This is a genomic window from Sinorhizobium sp. GQ132, assembly GCF_059758575.1.
Window position 1 is genome coordinate 44972 of record NZ_JCAXDX010000015.1, and the last position, 17706, is coordinate 62677.

The 17706-nt window shown below is 62.1% G+C and carries 12 protein-coding genes and 3 pseudogenes; 8 read left to right on the plus strand and 7 right to left on the minus strand.

Annotated features, from left to right (window positions below):
• Window positions 1–75: 75 nt before the first annotated feature.
• Window positions 76–1548, plus strand: coding sequence for an NAD-dependent succinate-semialdehyde dehydrogenase (locus tag AC6CIG_RS26095; RefSeq protein WP_018097217.1), 1473 nt, complete (start codon window positions 76–78; stop codon window positions 1546–1548).
• Between the two features lie 259 nt (window positions 1549–1807).
• Here the strand turns inward: AC6CIG_RS26095 and AC6CIG_RS26100 are convergent, their stop codons facing one another.
• Window positions 1808–2467: a phytochelatin synthase family protein gene (locus tag AC6CIG_RS26100; protein ID WP_018097216.1), complete on the minus strand. Its 660-nt coding sequence runs from the start codon at window positions 2465–2467 to the stop codon at window positions 1808–1810.
• Between the two features lie 599 nt (window positions 2468–3066).
• Here AC6CIG_RS26100 and AC6CIG_RS26105 point away from each other — a divergent pair.
• A complete protein-coding gene (locus AC6CIG_RS26105; protein WP_437408713.1) occupies window positions 3067–3558 on the plus strand; it encodes an Atu4866 domain-containing protein in 492 nt (163 codons plus the stop codon).
• Here the strand turns inward: AC6CIG_RS26105 and AC6CIG_RS26110 are convergent.
• Window positions 3444–4109 carry a DUF924 family protein gene (locus tag AC6CIG_RS26110; RefSeq protein WP_018097215.1) on the minus strand — a complete coding sequence of 222 codons (666 nt, stop codon included), beginning with the start codon at window positions 4107–4109 and terminating at the stop codon, window positions 3444–3446. The two genes, AC6CIG_RS26105 and AC6CIG_RS26110, sit on opposite strands and share 115 nt — an antisense overlap.
• A gap of 100 nt (window positions 4110–4209) precedes the next feature.
• Here AC6CIG_RS26110 and AC6CIG_RS26115 point away from each other — a divergent pair, with 100 nt between their 5' ends.
• The 5 genes and pseudogenes from AC6CIG_RS26115 to AC6CIG_RS26135 all read left to right on the plus strand — a co-directional run bounded on the left by AC6CIG_RS26115 (window position 4210) and on the right by AC6CIG_RS26135 (window position 7471).
• Entirely contained in the window at window positions 4210–5115 is a 906-nt protein-coding gene (locus AC6CIG_RS26115) for a LysR family transcriptional regulator (RefSeq protein WP_018097214.1), read from the plus strand.
• A gap of 103 nt (window positions 5116–5218) precedes the next feature.
• Window positions 5219–5378, plus strand: a pseudogene (locus AC6CIG_RS26120) (DUF3606 domain-containing protein); the annotation flags it as partial.
• Between the two features lie 546 nt (window positions 5379–5924).
• A pseudogene (locus AC6CIG_RS26125) lies at window positions 5925–6023 on the plus strand (type II toxin-antitoxin system VapC family toxin); the annotation flags it as partial.
• Window positions 6024–6633: 610 nt separating this feature from the next.
• Window positions 6634–6957 (plus strand): DUF736 domain-containing protein, encoded by a 324-nt coding sequence (locus AC6CIG_RS26130; protein ID WP_498324087.1) that lies wholly within the window; start codon window positions 6634–6636, stop codon window positions 6955–6957.
• A 349-nt stretch (window positions 6958–7306) separates the two neighbouring features.
• Window positions 7307–7471: a hypothetical protein gene (locus tag AC6CIG_RS26135; protein ID WP_164866870.1), complete on the plus strand. Its 165-nt coding sequence runs from the start codon at window positions 7307–7309 to the stop codon at window positions 7469–7471.
• Window positions 7472–7600: 129 nt separating this feature from the next.
• On the opposite strand, the gene AC6CIG_RS26140 is transcribed toward AC6CIG_RS26135, so the two are convergent.
• The 4 genes from AC6CIG_RS26140 to AC6CIG_RS26155 all read right to left on the minus strand — a co-directional run bounded on the left by AC6CIG_RS26140 (window position 7601) and on the right by AC6CIG_RS26155 (window position 11013).
• Window positions 7601–7915, minus strand: a complete 315-nt coding sequence (locus AC6CIG_RS26140; protein ID WP_498324088.1) for a WGR domain-containing protein — start codon at window positions 7913–7915, stop codon at window positions 7601–7603.
• A 671-nt stretch (window positions 7916–8586) separates the two neighbouring features.
• Window positions 8587–10506: a Ti-type conjugative transfer system protein TraG gene (traG, locus tag AC6CIG_RS26145; protein ID WP_102764166.1), complete on the minus strand. Its 1920-nt coding sequence runs from the start codon at window positions 10504–10506 to the stop codon at window positions 8587–8589.
• Window positions 10503–10736, minus strand: coding sequence for a conjugal transfer protein TraD (locus tag AC6CIG_RS26150; protein ID WP_102764167.1), 234 nt, complete (start codon window positions 10734–10736; stop codon window positions 10503–10505). The genes traG and AC6CIG_RS26150 overlap by 4 nt, the downstream gene beginning before the upstream one ends.
• Complete coding sequence (locus tag AC6CIG_RS26155) at window positions 10726–11013, minus strand: TraC family protein (protein ID WP_018097209.1); 288 nt, start codon at window positions 11011–11013, stop codon at window positions 10726–10728. Before AC6CIG_RS26155 ends, AC6CIG_RS26150 begins: the two co-directional genes overlap by 11 nt.
• Window positions 11014–11190: 177 nt before the next feature.
• On the opposite strand from AC6CIG_RS26155, the gene traA reads away from it, so the two are divergent.
• A complete protein-coding gene (gene traA, locus AC6CIG_RS26160; RefSeq protein WP_498324089.1) occupies window positions 11191–15819 on the plus strand; it encodes a Ti-type conjugative transfer relaxase TraA in 4629 nt (1542 codons plus the stop codon).
• A gap of 648 nt (window positions 15820–16467) precedes the next feature.
• Here traA and AC6CIG_RS26165 read toward each other — a convergent pair.
• Window positions 16468–17642 (minus strand): annotated as a pseudogene (locus AC6CIG_RS26165) (MFS transporter).
• Window positions 17643–17706: the final 64 nt, after the last annotated feature.

Sequence of the window (17706 nt, forward strand, 5' to 3'; positions counted from 1 at the left end):
CGACGCGGCATCGGGACGACACAAATCTGGCTCTTCGGGAGCAAGACGCGCACGTTTGCGCCAGGAGGCCTGCGAATGACGATTTCGGAAACCCTGCTCGTCAAACTGAAGGATACCAGCCTTGCCGTTGACAAGGGGCTGGTGGGCGCCGAGTGGCTCGCGAGAAGCGACAGCGGCAAGACATTCGACGTCACCAATCCAGCGACAGGCGAGGCTATCGCGACATTGCCCGACATGGGCCGGGCCGAAACCGCGCATGCCATCGATGCGGCGCACGCAGCGCAAAAGGCATGGGCGAAAAAGACCGGCAAGGAACGCGCCGCGGTGCTGCGCAACCTCTACGACCTGATGGTTGCCAATGCCGACGACCTTGCTACCATCTTGACCATGGAAATGGGCAAGCCGCTCGCGGAGGCGAGGGGCGAAATCCTTTACGGGGCGTCCTACGTCGAATGGTTCGGCGAGGAAGCAAAGCGCGTCTATGGCGACACCATTCCGGGACACCAGCCAGACAAGCGCATCATCGTGATCAAGCAACCGGTCGGGGTCGTTGCCGCGATCACTCCATGGAATTTTCCGAACGCGATGCTCGCCCGCAAGATGTCGCCGGCGCTCGCAGCCGGTTGCGCCATGGTCTCAAAGCCGGCGGCGGAAACGCCGCTTTCGGCGCTGGCGATCGCGGTCTTGTCGGAGCGCGCCGGCCTGCCGGCGGGACTCTTCAACGTCGTCCTGTCGACCGACTCGGCCAGTGTTGGCCAGGAAATGTGTGCGAACGACAAGGTGCGCAAGCTGACCTTCACCGGTTCCACCAATGTCGGCAAGATCCTGATGCGCCAGGGCGCCGACCAGATCATGAAGCTGGGTCTGGAACTCGGCGGCAATGCCCCCTTTATCGTCTTCGATGACGCCGATCTCGACGCGGCGGTCGAAGGGGCCATGATCTCCAAGTACCGCAATAACGGCCAGACCTGCGTCTGCGCCAATCGGCTGTTCGTGCAGGCCGGGGTCTATGACGCCTTTGCCACGAAGCTCGCGGCCAAGGTGCGGGAGATGAAGATCGGCGACGGGTTTGAGCCGGGAATCGACGCCGGTCCACTGATCTCGGAAAAGGCGCTCGCCAAGGTCGAGGAACATATAGGCGACGCGGTGGCAAAGGGCGCGGAAGTGGTTCTCGGCGGCAATGCCCGAGGCGGTCTGTTTTTCGAGCCAACCGTGCTGACGGGTGTCACCATCGACATGAAGATCGCTCGCGAGGAAACTTTTGGACCTGTTGCGCCGCTCTTCAAATTCGAGACAGAGGAGGAGGTCATTGAAGCGGCCAGCAATACCGAGTTTGGCCTGGCGTCCTACTTCTACTCGAAGGATATGAGCAAGATCTTCCGCGTAGCGGAGGCGCTGGAATACGGCATGGTCGGCATCAACACCGGCCTGATCTCCACCGAGGCGGCCCCCTTCGGCGGCATCAAGCAGTCCGGCCAGGGCCGCGAGGGCTCCAAGTATGGCATTGATGACTATTTGGAGATTAAATACCTCTGCCTAAGCATCTGACCGTAGCGCAGGTTTCGCGCTGACCAATGCACCGGGGGCAAATCTCGACACGGAGTGTGCGTCAAGCTTCGCACTTGGATGGTGACGCGAGCCAACTCCTTCTTCAGCCGCCTGATCTCTTCGGCCTCGTCTTAGGGTCGATCTTTTGCGTTCGAAAGACAGCGCAAAGCGTCATGGAGGCCGTTCCTGCGCGGGCGTAGCCGCGATTTCTGCGATGTTCCGCTCTGTGCACAGACGTTCGCCGGGCTTCTGGCTGACACTACTGGATCAAAAGCAGACCGCGCTTGCGGTCGCCATCAAACGTGTCCATGGCTTTGAATAGGCGTTCGCGTTCGACAAGCCAAGGCTTGTATCGTTCATTGACGTCCAGAACGAAAACCATGTCTTCTTCTTCGAGATACCCTCCAATCGGTGAGTGATGGCCACTGCCGGCGGCGAAAATGCCTTCTCGATTGAAGTTGATGATGTAGCGACGACTTGGATCGTTTGACCGCTTCATGTGTTCCCGAAACTCGTCTGCGGTCAGGTCGCGGAGCACCGTCACGCTGCGTCTGGTCTTTAAACGTGTAAGCTCCGCGAGTTCGTCCAACGTCAGTCCGATGACACAGAAGCCTGTCCAGCAATATCCGGTATCATCGAGCACAGCCGCTTCCGTCGTTTCTTCTTCGCCGATCGAACGAAATGTATTGGCGATACTCGCCGGGCCACATCGCGAGGCATTGGACTGCCAGACGACTTGATGTTGAAAGGTCCACGCGACCGGTAGCGACCAGGCCCGTTGCAAAAGGTCGGGTGTTCTCGTCACCGATCGCTGAATCGTCTCGCTCGAAACGCCGGCAGGCATGCCAAGAAGGGTCACGGCCCCGGCACCGAGCACCGCCGCGACTGCAACGCCGGCAAGTACCCTAACCCACCTCATTCATCACCATTCGCTTGCCTGAATGCCACTGCGGAATTGCTGCTTTCCCCTCAGCGGCAAGGTGATCAACCACGTCGCGGAGACGGCCAGCAGCTGAGGTTCGAAATACGCGATACGTCGTCAACATTTCGCCAGAGGGTCAAGCTGAACTTGCCACCAAAATGCAGATCTGAAGGACGTGCGATGCGCATCGACACTGCCACCCAGTTGAAGTTCAGGGTAAACGAATATCCGTACAATCTAAAGGTCCGTGAGCGCCGATGGACGCTCTTTGCCCCTTTGTAAAGGGCAGGGGCCTTGGAGCCTGCGGATGGCTGAATTGTCGCGCGCGGCAGCACACAGCAGGAGGTGGATTCGCATGTGTACGTCACGAAACAATGCAGTTATGTATCAAAAGGCGAAGACCGATGGCTGGTCCAAGAACTTGTCTCGAAAGCGGTTGCGGCGGCTGATCACCCACAAATGCACAACAAATCCATTCCGTGAGGATGAATGCGTGATCGGCGGCGCGACCAGGGTTCCAGCGTAGTTACTGGCATTCTGGGCATCTAAGCAAGGCCGCAGCGCGCGCCGGGTTGTCGAGCCCTCGCGATGAATTATTGCCGGACCCTCGCACTCGTTGCCGCTATCGTCCCGCTCGTCATCGCCTCGAAGGCATTTGCCGACGTGGACAACAATTCGAAGGCATCTACGCAGGGGCAACACGACCAACCTATGTAGGCACATGGGTCGCGGCCGATGGCCACGTGCGGTATGAGCTGCTGCCGGGTGGTCGCTACAACGAAGCGGCGGAAAGCGCGAAAGCGCCTATCGAGGGCGCCATGAAATCGCGGCAATTACGTCGACTCTGGGACGACACGGGCTTCACGGCCGACGGGGAATTCATCGACGGCGTCCTGTATCACGGTGGCATGATCCTTTACCCCGGAAGTGACCTCCATCTGCCACCGCAGGGACGTTCCTCGCAGAGCGTCCCTCACCCCGCAAAGCCACCCTCATTTAGAAATCGCTGCTCCTCCTCCTTCATCGTCCGCGCTAGGATCCCGTTCCGGTGCGGAAAGCGGCCGAAGCGGTGGATGATGTCGCGGTGACCCTTGGCGTGGGAAAGACTCGGTTCGCCGAGGCGTCCGGCAAGCTCGACCGATCGCTCCTGGTCAACGAGGTCCTCCGAATGGCCAAAGGGAAGATAGAAGAAGAGCTGCAGGTCGGCCGGCCCTCTGAGATCATAACCTGCGTTCACCGCGGCGCGTGCGATGCCGAGCGCCAGAGAGTCGGTCTGATACATGCGAGCCGTGCCGCGAAAGCCGTTGCGCGGGAACTGGTCGAGGAGAAGAAGGAGCGCCAGCGTCTTCTCCGGCGAAGTTGTCCAGTTCAGAAGCGCGCCGCGCGCCGCAGCCTCATGGGCAGCGATGAAGCGCTCGCAAAAGGCGCGGTCGAATTCGGGCTCCTTGGCAAACCATCGCGCAGGTCCCGCCTCCCGCCAGAAGGAGATGACGGCCGCCGCCTCATCCTCCCCGGCAAGCGCCTGGCGCAGCCGTGTGTTGAAGGCCGGATCGGCAGCCGCCGGCGCGCGGAATTGCGCCTCTGCGCGCTGCAAGCTGCGCAGCGCCAGGGCTTCTATGTACCCGATGAAATCGCTCATCTGTTCCTCCGTTTGGGTGTCGGAAGACCGTGTGGCCTCCATGACCTCGAAAAAACTAGGCATTTGCTCATGCTGAATGAAGTGATATGATTTCATCATTATGCTGAATGAGATTGATCTCTCGCGCGCGGACCTTAACCTGCTGGTGCTCTTCGAGACGGTGCTTGAGGAGCGGAATGTCGGCCGCGCCGCTGAAAGGCTGAACCTTTCCGCTTCCGCCGTCAGCCACGGTCTCGGCCGCTTGCGGCGGCTGCTCAACGATCCGCTGTTCCTGAAGACCCCGAAGGGCGTGGTACCGACCGAGCGCGCCAGGGAACTGGCGGCGCCGATCGGCGATATTCTCGCGCGGGTGCGAAGCGTCATCTCCACCGCTGAACCTTTCGAGCCGGCGCGCTCACGCCGGCGATTCACAATTGGCACGTCCGATGGCTTCTCGGTGTTCCTGCCGCCGCTGCTTGACGAAATCGCCCGCAAGGCGCCAAGCATTGATCTCGTCGTGCGGCACATGCAGATGGAGACGGCGTTTTCCGATCTCGACGGGCGGCTGATCGATATAGCGATCGCGCCTTTCTACGAACTGCCCGCCCGCTTCGCCGCGCAAAGGCTTTACGAGGAGGAGTTCGTGGTCGCGGCGCGCAGCGGCCATCCCTTTTCGAAGAAACCTACGCTCGAAAACTATTGCCGCATGCAGCACCTGCTCGTAGCACCGCGAGGCGATCCCTCGGGCGTCGTTGACGAACTGCTCGCAAGCCGCGGCCTTTCCCGCCGCGTGGCCCTGGCCGTCCCGAACTTCCTGCTGGCACTCGACCTCCTCACCAAGACTGAGCTCGTCTGCGTCCTGCCCAAGAGGTTTGTCGAGATGCATGCGGCGCGCTTTGCCGTCGGCACCGCAAAGCTGCCGCTGGATCTTGGCGCGTCAAACATCCAGGCGGTCGTGCCGAAGTCGGCGCTCATGGACGTAGGTCTCGTCTGGCTCCTCGATGTGCTCGGGTCCGACCAGCAATAAGGGTCTTGCTGCCGGTCAGCGCACCGCCTCTACGACAAGCGCCCTTATGCTCGTGCCATCTTCATTGGCACGCACACGACATCGATGAGCTCGTGCGGCTCATGCAGATAATCCGAAGGAGAAAGGCCGTGACCGCGAGCTCGTCTCAGAACGGGCGCATGAGGTCGCATACCGCATGAAAACGCCCAAAGTGACGCGGCAGAAAGCGGTCGAGGCGATCTGAGAAATCTGGGCCGCACCGACAAAAGGCGATGGCCTACCTCGGCAAGACATTAGCGCAACCGGGCTCGCCGACGGGCCCACTCCGTCTCGCCGTACTCGAAGCACTTAGCGTTCAAGGAGCGCTGTCTAACTAGAATGATCCCCCTCAAATTCCAGCACGCCGATTTTACGTGAGTTGGGAGGGGTTGGCGCTTAGTCTATCCGGGCTAGCTCGCCCGGACGACTCAGTGCAGCAGCGCCGGTCCGCAACAGTATTGAGACGTTTGCTGTGTTCGTCGGCTCGCTGCCATGCCATGAGTCTGGCATCCACGTCTCCAATCTTTTCTTCCACCTGGGCGTATCCCGCCGCCTGGCTCGCGAACACTTCCCGCGCCAGCTCAGGCACGGTCTCGTCGGACTGTATCCGTTCAAGCAGCAGGGGAATGTGCGCCAGCTCCTTGACGACGGAAATGCCGAATCAGCGGTGTACCCGCGGATCGCACTGGCGAGTTGGGTGCGGTTGCGGATCAAACGCTCCCGGACGCTGGCCAACACGGCGGCGGCTTGCTCATTGACGGCCTTGGCCGACACGAACCGCATCGTCGGGGCAGGCCTTGGCGGAGGGAGCGCATTTCGTTTCCCAGGATCAGAATGTCGCGCTTTATGGCATTCCGTTCGCGACTTGCTGGGTTCCTTTTGTCTCGTGATCACCGCCGGGCCTGGTTCCGCTACTAAGCCGGGTCCGATCGCTCGGATGGGGCGCGTGCCGCGATGTGCCTGGAGAACACCAACAGCGCAGATTGCCGGGCGCGGGGGGGAGTGGGGGACGATCACATATCGCTCACGCGAACGGCTTCATCAGGTGTTGCCGCGCCGGCTGCAGGCGGCGATACATTCGCCGCGTCTAACTCTCGGATCAACTTAAGGGGTAATATCGTTAGCGACGTGCTCACCCGCCTGCAGTAGCTGAGAGAGGGCGAGGGCATGGCGTTGACCGGCACGCGGACCAACGTATCAACGGATGCGCGGCCGATCTCCCGCGGCGTGGACCGGACAGCCATAATGGTTTGTCGCGTCCTTCAGTTGCCCCGAACCATTCCCGTTTTGTGTCGCTCGTATAGACGACCGCCTGCTTTTGCGGCCAACCCCTAAAGGGGTAAGACTCGTCCGAAATTTTTGAAAAATTCGATTTCGGTTCTTTTTCTCTCGGCGGAAAATAGAATTTTGCAAAAATTTCGGCCGAGCTGACCGCAGCAGGTCGGCCGTCTCTTCGTGCGCCATCGGGAATGGTCCCGAGCAACCGAAGGAGACAGAACCATGGCCACCACGATCGCAACCCTGACGCAGAAGACCGACGGCATCCTCGAAGGCGTCTTCGCCACCATCCGGGTCAACGCCCCGATCGCCATCATCCCGAACGCAAGCAAGTCGAGCGAAGAAGCCCCCGATTACCGCGTCATCAACCGCAAGACCGGCTTCGAAATCGGCGCGGGCTGGAACCGCGTCGCCCGCCAGACCGGCGAGGAATACCTCTCAGTGAAGCTGGAGGCTCCCGAGATCGGCGTGATCTTCGGCAACCTCGCACAGGCACCCGGCGGCGATCCGAGCAAGAAGGTGATCCTCTGGAACAATCCGGACTGACGAGCCAAGCGAGCGGCCCCGAGAAATCGGGGCCGACTTCGCCGTTACTCGGTTTGATCGTTAAACGCAGCACCGGGAACAAAAGCGGGCATCGAACCCGCTTTTGCTCCTCTCCCCTGCCACACGAGGCGAAAGCTTGTCTGATCAAATAGCCAAGTCTGCCATGAGGGCGCGCGCCGCCTCAAGGCCTTCGCGGCCCCTCCAATTTTCAGCCGCTGCCTTGAGGGCACCGCCAGAAAATCGGTTCCTCCGCTCGCCGCCTCCGGCGGTCGCTGACGCGATCCTTGACCCGGCCCGATCCTCTCGACCCCGTGGCGTCATCTTCACATTATCCAAGGAGAAGACGACGATGACGATTGCAACAGAAATTCAGGTTGAAGAACTGCGCGCCGAGCTCAGGAACGCGGACGCCGCCGAGCGCCGCCAGATCGAAGCCGAGCTGGAATTGGCTCAGGCCGAACTGGCGGCGACCGCCGAACAGGAGGGCACCTTCGACCCCGCGCCGCCCTTCTGAGGGCGGCGTTTGCCTTCCCGCCTGGGCCGACACGCGAAACGACCGACGCGTCGGCCGAAGCTCCGCTTTACCAATGATCACCGGCGACGATCAGGGCGCGCTCGCTGCGGGAAACCCCAGGCAATGTGTTCACGTCGAACGCGTGTTTTCGGTCTTTAGCCGCGCGCCTGTCTGGTCCGCAGCAGATCGATGATCATGTGCACAGCACCCTCTTCCTTGTCGAAGTGATGCACCATGGCCCGATGCGCTCCAACGCCGTGTCAGGCAGGGCGTGCCGGTCAGCGTCGGTTCGATCGGGAGCGTGTAGAAGCGCGCCACGGTTTTCGTCGCATCCGTGCGTTCGATGTAGAGCGGATAGGGCTGAGTGAGCATGACGGAAGAAACGCCCGTTCCGGCTTTTGAGTCCAACGACACATAGGAATCGATCGGCCCACACCGATTCATTTTCGTGATCGATCGTCGAGACTGGAGATCGTTGTTCGGGCGAGCCAGCCGACGGCCGACGGGTTGCTATTCTCTTCGCTCACCGGTCCCGCAAGCGGTCTCCGCCTGCGGTCACGCCCGCCTCTCGCTCGATGTTGCGACCCGGATCGGCCGCATTATCGCAAGAGGACTTCCTCGCTTGCCCTTGGGTGTGCGAACAGTATGACCATTTTGTTGCTTCGATCTGGGCTAGCGAATACCGAGGAGCCCGTCATGTCAACAGAGCCTCAAAACGCTTAACGCGAAACCGGCGCGATGAGCCGAAGCGGAGCTTTTCGCGCGCTTCGATTCATCGTCAGCCCTCCGTACGCGATTGCCTTCGGCGTCCTCAGGGCGGCGGTTTACAGCGCGTGGTATTTCGCCTTCTATACCCTTTGCATGTTCCCCCCGGCACAGGTTTCATGATGCTTACGGCGATCGTCGTGTGCCAATGTCGATTGTCGTCCATGCCCATCCCGACGCGGCCAACGGCATGCCCTTTTGGGCGTTTGGTCTAACAGTGCCCGGGCTCACTCCTTCGGCCATACACTCTTTCTAGACTGGTTCACGTCGCCAGGCGCGGAGGACCCGTTCGCCCTGTATTGCCGCACCGAGCGATAGAGATTTTTTCCCGGCGTCATGTTGGCGGCCCATCACGGGATCGGCTTGACGAAGCGGTTTGCCTTCGCCGCCTCCTTCATGTCCTTTCGCCGGAAGTAGATCGCGCGCCCGCAGCGGATCGGGCTGTGCCCCTGGACGATGATGATCTGTTCGTCCTTTCGCATCGAGTGGGTGATTTCGTGCGGCATGATCAGCGGTCGCCGCTGGTAATTGACGCTCTCTGATTTGCGCGAGGCGGCGTTCTTCGTATCCCAGCCGATATTGCGGGAGCTTCCCTTCACCTCCACCGTCATCTCACCGCATTGCGCCGAGACATTGCGCGCCGTGTCGAACGCCTTGATCGCGGCATAGGAGGCCAAGGCGCAGCCATCAATCCATGACGTCGCGCCATCCCTCCCGAAATGCCGCTCCAACTGCCCCAGGGATTGGTACATCAGCATCATGCTGATGCCGTACTTGCGGCCGCGGTCGCGTGCCTCCTCGAGGACGCGCATGTATCCGAGGAGATCGACCTCATCGAGCATGAAGAGTGCCCGGCGCTGGAAGGCACCATCGGCCTGGACCATGGCATTGATCAGCGAGCCGATGATGACGCGGCCGATTCCTGGATAGGAGCGCAGGATCGTTGCCGGAATATTCAGAAACACGTCCTTCTTGGCTGTAACGATGTCGCTCGACTTGAAGGCGCTGCCGCAGACGAGCGCGGCATAACTGTCGAGCGACAGCCACTGCGTGTCTTTCGAGGCGGTCGAATAGACGCCGCTGAACGTCTGCTCGGTCATGTTGGTGAAGACGCCGAGCGTTTCGCGGATGAAGGCAGAGTGCGAGTGCTCCTGAACGTCGCGCAGCATAGCGAGCACCGAGGGCTCAGGCTCCGAGACGATTTGCCGGAGGCTGCGTAAGTTGCGCCGCCCTTCAAAGTCCGGCGAGAGTATGACGTGGGCAAGCAAGCCTGTCAGTAGATTGTGCGCCTGGTTCTGGAAGTAGGCGCCGCTCGAGCTTTCGAAGCGAGCGCTTTCCGACAGCAGCATATGCGCAAGGCCGACAATATCCTCTTCTTGTCTCTTCGACGCCTCGATCCCGTCGAGCACATTAAATCCCATAGTCGGGTTCGTTGGATCGAGCACCATCACCTCGCGTCCAAGGACGCGGCTTCGGTGCTCGACTACCATCGGCGCGACCTCGGTCGACGGGTCGAGGCAGATCAGTGGTCCGGTATAGCGCAGCGCCGTCGGAACAACGTTGCTCGTCGTTTTGTAGCCACCTGACCCGGCGAAAAAGAGCATATGGGTGGAGTCGAAGTCCTGCTTGTAAGTGAGCAAAGGGGCTTTGCCCCCCTGTCCCCAAGTACTGCGATCATTTGGATCGAAGGGCAGTCCATGAACGATATCCTTGTCGACTCGGTAGCGCTCACCGACAACGATCTCGCCCCCCGGCGAAAACAACTTTCCGGCGGCCGACATTGGCAGCCAGTCCGCGTCGCCGAAGGTGCCGCGCTTGGCGCGCTTCAGCGGCTCGGGCACGACGGTGGAAATGCGCGCGGCCACCGCCGCCGCCACGAAGCCAGCGATTGCACTGAAAACGGCGACCATATCGAGATAGGAAAGGGCACGGTCCCATGTCACCACTCTGCTCTCCACCGACGGTGCGAGCCGGCCGAACTCCCGCAGCGCGTAAAAACCGGCGACCGCCAGAAAGCAGACGAGGCTCGCCATCGCGACCGGCCTTCGCCGGTGCAATGGCAGCGCCCAGACGCTCAACAGTCCTGCCAGTGGTCCGAACAGAAGCGCCGGCACAGGAGAAGCGCGTAGGAACCAATATTCCGCTTTCCCGGATAGGCCGCCGGCAAGTGTTGGCCAGCGCCAGCCGACCACATAGACGGCGACAGCCGTTACTGCGATAGGCACCAGGACGAGCAACAGGCTCGGATGCGGTTTTGCTCGCACGGTCATTCGGTCGCCTCCGGGATCCGCGTCGAATGACCGTCAAGCGCCGGTGCCTTGAACGCTTCCTCGCCGATATCGCGCAACCGCCGATGCTCCGATGAGCCCGGATCAAGCCTCGCCAGTTCGAGTAGACCGCCGAGCAGAAACGCCCGGTCGGCCTTCGCGAGACCCGCCCTGACGACGATGCCGCCGAGTAAAAACTTCTCACGCGCCTCGCGTTTGCGATCAGCTGTCATGAGAAACCTCCGCCGACGTTCCAGTCCCGCCAGCTGCTGGTCGACGCGGCGAAGTAGATACGCTGGCAGTCCCCTTCTTTTCCTCCTTACGAAATCGCGCGGCGATCTCTTCGAAAATCCGATCGACCTCCTCGTCAGCGATCTCCATTTCCGCCAGCCCCGATTTCGTTGCCGCGCGCGCAAAGCGTTCGGCGGACTTTGCGATCATCGCGCGTCTGCGCTCGCGTAGCTTCTCGATCTGGGCGTCGATGTCAGCGATCGATGATTTTGCGGCCATTCCGATGTCCTTTCCGGGTTCGAGCAATCTTCACGGGGCGAATTATACTATCTAGAATACGATAGTTAAATAGGCTAGCCTGCAACCGAGAAGGCGGCATCGGCCCTGGCGGGCCGATCGGTTTGAGGGCGCAATATACGTCGCTGGCGCGACGTGCTTGGACGATCGGAGACAGCCGTGGCGATCATGTTCGTCAGAGCGCAGGTGATCGGCAGGGGAGCGGGACGCAGCATCGTCTCGGCCGCCGCCTATCGCCATCGCACCCGGATGATGGACGAGCAGGCTGGGACGTCCTTTAGTTATCGCGGCGGATCGCGGGAACTGGTGCATGAGGAACTAGCGTTGCCGGACGATGTCCCGGCCTGGCTGAAGACTGCGATCAACGGGCAATTGGTCAGCAAGGCAATTGAGGCGCTCTGGAATGCGGTGGATGCCTTCGAGACGAGGGTCGACGCCCAGCTTGCGCGTGAGCTGATTATCGCCCTGCCGGAGGAGCTGACGCGGGCGGAGAACATCTCACTTGTCCGTGAATTTGTCCGCGACAATCTGACGTCGAAGGGAATGGTGGCTGATTGGGTTTATCATGAAAAAGACGGCAATCCGCACATCCATCTTATGATCCCGCTGCGTCCACTGACCGAAGAAGGGTTCGGGCCGAAGAAGGTGCCGGTGGTTGGCGAGGACGGCGAGCCGCTGCGCGTCGCCACGCCGGAGCGGCCGAACGGCAAGATCGTCTACAAGCTCTGGGCCGGCGACAAGGAAACGATGAAGGCCTGGAAGATCGCCTGGGCGGAGACCGCCAATCGGCATCTGGTGCTTGCCGGCCACGAGATCCGCCTCGACGGCCGCTCTTATGCCGAGCAGGGCCTCGACGGCATCGCACAGAAACATCTCGGGCCGGAGAAGGCGGCGCTCGCGCGCAAAGGCGTCGAGATGTATTTCGCGCCGGCCGATCTTGCACGCCGGCAGGAGATGGCCGACCGGCTGCTTGCCGATCCGGCGCTTCTGTTAAAGCAGCTTGGCAACGAACGCTCCACCTTCAACGAAAAGGATATCGCCAAGGCGCTGCATCGCTACGTCGACGATCCCGTCGACTTTGCCAACATCCGGGCGCGGCTGATGGCGTCCGACGATCTGGTGCTGCTGAAGCCGCAGCAGGTCGATGCCGAGACCGGCAAGGCGAAGCAGCCGGCGGTGTTCACCACGCGGGAGATGCTGCGCCTCGAATATGCCATGGCGCGGTCGGCTGAGGTGCTGTCAAGGCGCCGGGGCTTTGCTATTTCAGATGATGCCGTCGCGGCCGCGGTCGAAAAGGTCGAGACGCAGAATCCGCAAAAGTCCTTCCGACTCGATGCGGAGCAGGTCGATGCCGTCCGTTACGTCACGCGCGACAATGCCATCGCAGCCGTCGTTGGTCTTGCCGGCGCCGGCAAGTCGACGTTGCTTTCGGCGGCCCGCGTCGCATGGGAAGGTGAAGGCCGGCGGGTGATCGGCGCAGCACTTGCCGGCAAGGCGGCCGAGGGGCTGGAGGACAGTTCCGGCATCAGGTCGCGCACGCTGGCATCCTGGGAACTGGCCTGGGCGAGCGGGCGCGATCTGCTCCAGCGTGATGACGTGCTGGTCATCGACGAGGCCGGCATGGTGTCGTCGCAGCAGATGGCGCGCGTCCTGAAAGCGGTGGAAGACGCCGGCGCGAAAGCGGTGCTGGTCGGCGACGCCATGCAGCTGCAGCCGATCCAGGCGGGTGCCGCGTTCCGGGCGATTTCAGAGCGCGTCGGCTTTGCCGAACTGGCCGGCGTGCGGCGGCAGCGCGATGCGTGGGCGCGCGATGCCTCCCGACTGTTCGCCCGCGGTAAGATCGAAGAGGGCCTCGATGCCTATGCGCGGCATGGCCGTATTGTCGCGGCGGAAACGCGTGACGAAATCGTCGACCGCATCGTTGCCGACTGGGCCGATGCGCGCGAACAGGCGCTCGAGAACTCTGTCTCCTGCGGAAATGAAGTTCGGCTTCGCGGCGACGAGCTTCTGGTACTCGCCCACACCAAAGACGACGTCCGGAAGCTGAACGAGGCCCTGCGGAGCGTGATGGTGGAGAAGGGCGCGCTGACAGGGGCGCGCGCGTTCCAGACGGCGCGAGGCTTGCGCGAATTTGCCGCCGGCGACCGCATCATCTTCCTAGAGAACGCCCGTTTCGTGGAGCCACGCGCGCGGCGTCTTGGTCCGCAATACGTCAAGAACGGCATGCTCGGCACGGTCGTTTCCACCGGCGACAGACGCGGCGATGCGTTGCTGTCGGTCCGACTCGACAACGGCGGTGACATCGTCATCAGCAAGGACAGCTATCGCAACGTCGATCATGGATATGCCACGACCATTCATAAATCGCAGGGCGCCACCGTCGACCGAACCTTTGTGCTCGCCACCGGCATGATGGACCAGCATCTGACCTATGTGGCGATGACCAGGCATCGCGACCGCGCCGATCTCTATGCGGCGACAGAGGACTTCGAGGCGAGGCCGGAATGGAGTCGTAAGCCGCGCGTCGATCATGCCGCCGGCGTCACCGGCGAACTGGTCGAAGAAGGGATGGCGAAGTTGCGACCCACAGACGAGGATGCGGACGAAAGTCCCTATGCCGACATCCGGACGGACGACGGAACCGTCCATCGGCTCTGGGGCGTCAGCCTGCCGAAGGCGCTCGAGGCGGCGGGCGTCGCTGAAGGCGATACGGTGACGCTGCGAAAGGACGGCGTCGAGAAGGTCAAGGTCAGGGTGCCCGTCGTCGATAAGGAGACGGGCCGAAAGCGTTTCGAGGAACGGGAAGTCGATCGCAATGTCTGGACCGTCAGGCAGATCGAAACCGCAGACGCCCGCCGGGAGCGGATCGAGCGCGAGAGCCGCCGGCCGGAGCTGTTCAGTGAGCTTGTCGAGCGTCTCGGACGATCCGGCGCCAAGACGACGACGCTCGATTTCGAGAGCGAGGCCGGGTACTGGCCGCATGCAAAAGACTTCGCGCGGCGGCGCGGCATCGACACGGTCGCCGAGGTCGCGGCGGAAATAGAGGAGGGCGTTTCGCGGCGGCTGGCTTGGCTTATCGAAAAGAGGGCGCAGGTGTCCAAGCTCTGGGAGAGGGCGAGCGTTGCGCTCGGATTTGCGATCGAGCGCCAACGGCGCGTTTCCTACAGCGAGGAACGGACGGAATCTCTCTCGGCCCCAATCCCGTTGGTTGGGAAATATCTGATCCCGCCCACCACGAAATTCTTCCGCAGTGTCGAGGAGGACGCACGACTTGCTCAGCCCTCCTCCGAACGCTGGAAGGAGCGCGAGGCCATCCTGCGCCCGGTGCTGGCGAAAATCTATCGCGACCCTGATGGCGCGGTATCGACGCTTAATGCACTGGCGTCGGACGCCGCCATCGAACCCCGCAAGCTTGCCGACGATCTCGGCAAAGCACCGGACCGGCTTGGCCGACTTCGCGGGTCGGACCACATGGTTGACGGCCGGGCGGCTCGCGACGAGCGCGGCGTCGCCATGGTGTCCCTCCACGAATTGCTGCCCTTAGCCCGCGCCCATGCGACCGAGTTCCGCAGGAATGCCGCACGGTTCCGCGAGCGCGAGCAAACGCGGCGCGTCCATATGTCCCTGTCGGTCCCGGCGCTGTCGAAACAGGCCACGGCGCGCCTCGCCGAAATCGAGGCGGTGCGCAAGCAAGGGGGTTACGACGCCTGGAAGAGCGCCTTTGCCTTCGCCGCCGAGGATCGCTCGCTCGTGCAGGAGGTGAAGGCAGTGAGCGACGCGCTGACCGCCCGCTTCGGCTGGAGCGCCTTCACGCCGAAGGCCGACGCGATTGTCGAACGCAACATCGCCGAACGCATGCCGGACGATTTCACCGATGAACGGCGCGGGAAGCTGACGCGGCTCTTCGAGGTTGTCCGTCGCTTCGCTGAAGAACAGCATCTTGCCGAGAGGAAGGACCGTTCGAAGATCGTTGCCGGTGCAAGTGTCGAGTTCGGGAAAGAGGATAAAGCGGTGCTGCCGATGCTCGCCGCCGTGACGGAATTCAGGACGCCGGTGGACGAGGAGGCCGGCCAACGCGCGCTTTCCGCCCCGCACTATCGTCACAATCGCGCTGCGCTCGCCGAGATCGCCAAGCGCATCTGGCGCGATCCGGCCGGCGCCGTCGACAGAATAGAGGCGCTGATCGTCAAGGGTTTTGCGGCCGAGCGGATCGTCGCGGCCGTGGCTAATGACCCAGCCGCCTATGGTGCGCTGCGCGGTTCGGAACGCCTGATCGACCGCATGCTCGCCTCCGGCCGCGAACGGAAAGAGGCTTTGCGGGCCGTATCCGAGGCGTCCGTCTTTTTGCGCTCGCTCGGCGCGGCTCACGTCAGTGCCGTCGACTCGGAGCGCCAGGCCATCACGGAAGAACGACGCCGCATGGCGGTCGCCATTCCAGGATTGTCACAGGCAGCCGAAGACGCGCTGCTGCGGTTGGCAGCGGAGATGAAGAAGAAGGACGGCAAGCTCGACGTGGCCGCCGGCGCGCTTGCTCCCGCCGTCGCCCGAGAGTTCGCCGCGGTCAGCCGGGCGCTCGATGAACGCTTTGGCCGCAACGCCATCCTGCGCGGCGAGACGGACGTCATCAATCGCGTCCCGCCGCCGCACCGCCGTGCCTTCGAGGCAATGCAGGACAGGCTGAAGATCTTGCAGGAGACCGTCCGCATGCAGGCGAGCCAGCAAATCATATCGGAGCGTCAGCAGCGCATCATCGATCGCGCGCGCGGCGAACCACCCTATCAAATTTGATCGAGCATGGCAGGTGGTACAACCGCGTTTCATCCTGATCGGCGGTCAACCGGATACGGAGCGACCACCCGCATCGTCGCCGACGATCTTCGCTCCTATCATTCCTGGAAGGCCGAGCTATCGCTGGATCGCCCCCACTCAGCAAGTATACGACTGCTCATATCGTAAACGAGATGGTGGCGAATGAGGTGGTTGCCCAGACTTTCCGCCATTCGGCGACCAAATGCTAAGGGCGGGCCGTGATGGGTGGAAAGCGGCAGTTGCCGAATGAGGCCCGAATTGCAGGTTGACCGGCAAAACCGATGTTGACCTCGACACGGATCATTCCGGCTTTCTGACCACGATTGAGCCGAAGGCCTCTGAACACCTGGATCGTAGCCGGTAGGGCTACTCCCGCGAACCGCCCCAGATGATCCGTCCGCCATAAGCAAGTCGCTCAGCCCGGCGGCACCATGTCGATGGCGGCTGGTGTCCAGCAGGTCGGTCATAGAACCAGACGCGGCAGAGTCCCGGCGGAGGCAAATGCCCACGAATGCGATAAGAATAACGCCGATGGTTGTTCCAGCCACCGGTGATCTCTTAATGGCACAGTTTCATGTATGGCTTGAACACGCGCTGAACGGCAACAGCGCGCCAACAGCGCTACTCTCAGCTTTCCTCCGGCGGCCTAAGGTGTCGGAACTGCATCAGCAATAGCAGGTCATAGACTATTTTCAGCGTAGCACAGATGACGAGCGGCCAAGACCGGTAGGATGTTGCAAACAGCGCGCCCGCAAGGGCTGGGCTCGCCGCGGCGGCGAGACTGCATGGCACGAATGTGAAGCTCGCGGCCGCCGCCCGCTCCGACTCCGTGACGACGGCCATGACATAGGACGAGCGAGTCGGCACGTCCATCTGCGAGAGCGCCGCCCGAAGCAGTAGCAGGGCCAGCGCCAGCGGCAATGTCGGTGCGAACGTCGCCAGCATCAGGGCAACGCTTGACGGTATGGGGGTACCATGGTGTTGATGAGACCGATACGTCGCGACAGCCATGCAGCGACAGGAAACGACAACGCCGACAACACGCCCGACCAGAAGAAAAATACCCCAGCTTGTGCGAGCGATAGATCGAAACGCTCGAACAGCCAGAGGGCGAGCAGCGACTGGACCACGAAGCCTCGGCGAAGGCGTCGAGGCTGAACAGGGCCGCGAGCCTCAAGACGATGGCGCGTGACGGGCCGAGCGCCGCGGTCTCCACGGTTTCGTGGCTGACAATGCGCCTTGGTATGCGTGCATAAAGAAAGCCGGCGGCGAACCCGACTAGCGCGTAGAGCACGAACATCAGCTTGACGGCTGCCAATCGTTCGAGCCCCACGACAGCGATGAAATCGGAAGTGCGGCCGAAAGCGCACCGGCGGCACTAGGCTGTAGCGCGCGAACATCCTCGTCCGCTCCGCATCGCTTACTTCGCGGGTGAGCGCCGCGTGCTCCAGTGGCACGAACACACTCACGCTACCGGCCGACGGATTGACAGTCCCGGCGAACGCGATCACCAGCAGCGGCCAGTAATCGTGCGCCAGGGATATGGCGACACCTGCAGCCGTCATCAGGCTCGCGGCGGCGAGCAGCAACCAACGGACATCGTGGCGCGCGCCGAGAAACCCGACGGCAATCGTCAAGAGCGCCGAGCCAAAGAGGGACGCGGTCGCGATGATGCCGACTTGCGGCGGGGAAAAGCCGAGGAGGAGCAGATAGACCGGAAGGAGGATGACGACAAAGCCGTCGCCGAAATCGCGCAAGGCACGCGCAGCAAACAGATAGGTGCCCGGGTGGATGCCTGACACTTACGTCCCTTCTTTCGAGCTGCGTCTCGGCTTCAACCTGTCGGGCACGGACAGCGAGGGACCA

What these genes read in the sequence shown, in the direction of transcription:
- AC6CIG_RS26155 (WP_018097209.1), bottom strand. Translation starts at nt 11,013, where the DNA reads ATGGCCGCAAAATCATCGATCGCTGACATCGACGCCCAGATCGAGAAG.
- AC6CIG_RS26115 (WP_018097214.1), top strand. Translation starts at nt 4,210, where the DNA reads ATGCTGAATGAGATTGATCTCTCGCGCGCGGACCTTAACCTGCTGGTG.
- AC6CIG_RS26150 (WP_102764167.1), bottom strand. Translation starts at nt 10,736, where the DNA reads ATGACAGCTGATCGCAAACGCGAGGCGCGTGAGAAGTTTTTACTCGGC.
- AC6CIG_RS26135 (WP_164866870.1), top strand. Translation starts at nt 7,307, where the DNA reads ATGACGATTGCAACAGAAATTCAGGTTGAAGAACTGCGCGCCGAGCTC.
- AC6CIG_RS26130 (WP_498324087.1), top strand. Translation starts at nt 6,634, where the DNA reads ATGGCCACCACGATCGCAACCCTGACGCAGAAGACCGACGGCATCCTC.
- AC6CIG_RS26140 (WP_498324088.1), bottom strand. Translation starts at nt 7,915, where the DNA reads ATGAATCGGTGTGGGCCGATCGATTCCTATGTGTCGTTGGACTCAAAA.
- AC6CIG_RS26095 (WP_018097217.1), top strand. Translation starts at nt 76, where the DNA reads ATGACGATTTCGGAAACCCTGCTCGTCAAACTGAAGGATACCAGCCTT.
- AC6CIG_RS26100 (WP_018097216.1), bottom strand. Translation starts at nt 2,467, where the DNA reads ATGAGGTGGGTTAGGGTACTTGCCGGCGTTGCAGTCGCGGCGGTGCTC.
- AC6CIG_RS26110 (WP_018097215.1), bottom strand. Translation starts at nt 4,109, where the DNA reads ATGAGCGATTTCATCGGGTACATAGAAGCCCTGGCGCTGCGCAGCTTG.
- traG (WP_102764166.1), bottom strand. Translation starts at nt 10,506, where the DNA reads ATGACCGTGCGAGCAAAACCGCATCCGAGCCTGTTGCTCGTCCTGGTG.